Consider the following 2,852-nt stretch of genomic DNA (forward strand, 5'->3'; position numbering starts at 1 on the left):
GGGCGACGCCGTGGCGGCTCCCGCCGGCGACGGCGGTGACCCGGATCCGGACGGTCGTGCGGCGGCCGGCGCGGATCGTCGACGGTCGCGCCTGCACCCGCAGCCGCGGGAGGACCGCCGGCGCCGCGGGAGCCGGGGCCGGGGCCACCGGGCGGCTGCCGGCGCCGGCCGGGACGTACTCCGGCTGCCCCTGCTCTCCGGTCTCGACCGCGAGGATCGCCTGGTTGCCGGCGTTGCCGAAGATCGCGCTCTGGTTGGCGACCAGGATCCGCGTTCCCAGGAAGCGCGCGCTCGAGGGCGAGTCGAAGGCGACCGGCGAGTCGTTCAGGCCCAGGATCGGCACCCCGAAGCGGCCCAGCTCCTGCCCCTGCGGGCCGAGCTTGACGACCTGCGCCGCCAGGCCGACCAGGGCGACGTAGAAGTTGCCGGCCTTGGAGATCGCGAACCCGTCGGGCAGATCGACGATCCCCGGCGAGGTCCAGACCGTCGCGATCGGCCCCGCGTCGCCGTCGGGCAGCAGCGGGACCGCCAGCAGCTTGCCGTGGTTGGGATCCGGCGCGTCGAGGTTGCCGAAGTTCGACGCCTGGGTCACGTAGACCGTGCGGCGATCGGCCGACAGCACGATCCCGGCGTAGCCGTACTCCTCGGAGGAGCGCGAGCGGACCCCGAGCCAGACGTGCGGCGTGCCGCCGCCGGGCGGGACCCGCCAGATCACGTCCTGCTGGTAGTCGGTCACCAGCAGCGAGCCGTCGGGCAGCCAGGCGGCGTAGTTCGGCATCGGCCGCTCGTCGCCACCCGGCTCGCAGTCGTCGGCCAGCGGGACGCTCCCGCACGGCCGCAGGTCGGGGAAGCGGGCGTACTCGGTGGTGCGGCCGGTCGCGCGGTCGAGCAGCAGCGCCCGCGCCGGCCGCCGGTCCAGCAGCACCAGCCGACCGCGGGCGTCGCTGGTGGCGACCTGGACGCCCTGCTCGCCCTCGCCGGTGTCCTGCCCGGTCATCGTCCAGGTCCGGGTCGGGGCGCCACCGGCGCCGGAGAGCTCGAAGACCTTCGACGGCACCCCCGCGGCGGCGTGGTTGACGTAGGTGCCCTCGTAGACCCGGCCGTCGGGGTGGACGTAGGCGTGGGCCGGGTAGCCGGGCGCGGGGATCGGGGCGAAGACGCTGGTGCTGCCCGGCGCGGCGGCGCCGGCCGGGGCCGCGGCGACCAGCGCCAGGCCCGCGACCAGCAGCCCGCGGCGGAGGCTCCGGGCGCTCATCGCGCCGCCCCCGCCGTGATCGTGAACGAGCGGCCGTTGACGTTGCCCTGACCGTCGTCGATCGCGCCGGCCGGGATCGTCACCGTGCTGCCGGCCGGGGCGGCGACGACCGCCAGCCCGCGGCGGGAGACCGGCGCCACGACCTCGCGTCCGCCGATCCGGAAGCGGACCGTCCCGCGCTGGAGGACCGACGGCCGCGCCGTCAGGTCGACGTCGACCCGGGCCAGCGGGAAGCCGACCTGGACGGCGACCTTGCCGGGCGGCGCCGGCTGCGGCCGGGCCTCGAGCGCGTCGCTGCGCCCGACCGAGAAGGCCGCCGAGGTCAGCCGGTAGCGCGACGCGGTCACGACCAGCCGGTAGCGGCCGCTCGCCGCGTTGACCGGCGGCTCCCAGGTCGCCAGGTAGTGGCCCCCGTCGTCGACCGTCCAGGCGAACGCCGTCCCGAGGTCGTTGTCGACCGCGACCCAGGCGCCGTCGACCAGGCGCTCGGCGGTCAGGAACGCCCGGTCGAGCGGCAGGTCGCCGCCGCGCGGAGCCCCGTCCCAACCGATCTGCGCGTGCCCGAGCCGCGCGATCGACGAGGGCTGGCGGGTGATCCGACCGGCGGCGGCGCCCTGCGCGTAGGCCGGCCCGTCCGCCCGCACGCCGTTGGAGGCGTCGTAGGCCAGCTGCTCCAGCGTCACCGGCTTGCCGGCCAGCGCGCTGCCGAGATCGCTGGCGCGATCCATCAGGAAGGTCCCCTGGTGGCGGCCGAACACGGTCGACGCGCCCTCGTACTGCTGCATGTCGTACTCCGCCGGGGTCGTCACGTAGTTGAAGTAGTCGTTGACCAGCCCGGCGACCACGGCGCGCCGGACCCCGGCGGACCGCGTGCTGGCGAGCACGGCGTTCTTCAGCAGCTCGCCGACGCCCATCGTCGGCTCGCCCGGGACGGTCACGATCGCGCCGTCGCCGATCCGGATCAGGGCCATCGGCCAGGCGCTCGACCACTCGCCGATCGGGACCCCGACCTTGTTGGCCTGGGCGCCGTCCAGCGACGGCGCGCGGGTCCCCTCCAGCTGCAGCTTGAGCGCGTCGTAGAGCGGTCCGCGCCCCTCCTCGGAGCCGGTGAGGAACGGCAGGCCGATGACCGGCTTGCTGGCCACGTGGCCGCCGTCGCTGGTCGCCCGCCCGCAGAAGCAGAAGCGGGTCCAGCGGGTGGCGAGGTCCGGGGTCGCCGAGAGCGCGCCGCCCGCCCGCTGCCAGGCCTGGAACATCGCGTCGCCCTCCGCGCGGCCGACGAGGTCGGCGCCGGCCGGGCCGCTGTGGTCGAGGCCGGCCGACTGGTCGCCCTGGTCGGCGCTGCCGTAGACCGCGATCAGCGGCTGGTCGGCGGGCACCGCCGAGGCCGCGCGGATCCGCGACTCCAGCTGCTGGGCGGCGACGCCGCCGTGGTCGGCGCTGTAGAGCCCGAACTCGGACTTCACGACCGTGCCGTGGTTGGCGAAGCTCGTCCAGGCGCCGAGCGGCTGGCGGCCGTCCGCGGCGCACGGCCGCGCCGCCCACGCGCGGGCGCTCGTCCGCCGCTTGCGCGCGGTCCTGCGGGCGGCGCGGGCGG

Annotated in this window: 2 protein-coding genes; both read right to left on the reverse strand. The window is 76.6% G+C overall.

What is annotated here, in order from left to right:
- Positions 1–1,255 (reverse strand): SMP-30/gluconolactonase/LRE family protein (locus PAI11_RS10685; protein WP_040599840.1); only part of this gene is annotated, 1,255 nt, incomplete at its 3' end.
- Positions 1,252–2,852: neutral/alkaline non-lysosomal ceramidase N-terminal domain-containing protein (locus tag PAI11_RS10690; RefSeq protein WP_040599841.1), on the reverse strand; the 1,601-nt coding region annotated here is incomplete at its 5' end. The genes PAI11_RS10685 and PAI11_RS10690, both read right to left, overlap by 4 nt.

The organism is Patulibacter medicamentivorans, from assembly GCF_000240225.1.
Lineage (GTDB): Bacteria > Actinomycetota > Thermoleophilia > Solirubrobacterales > Solirubrobacteraceae > Patulibacter > Patulibacter medicamentivorans.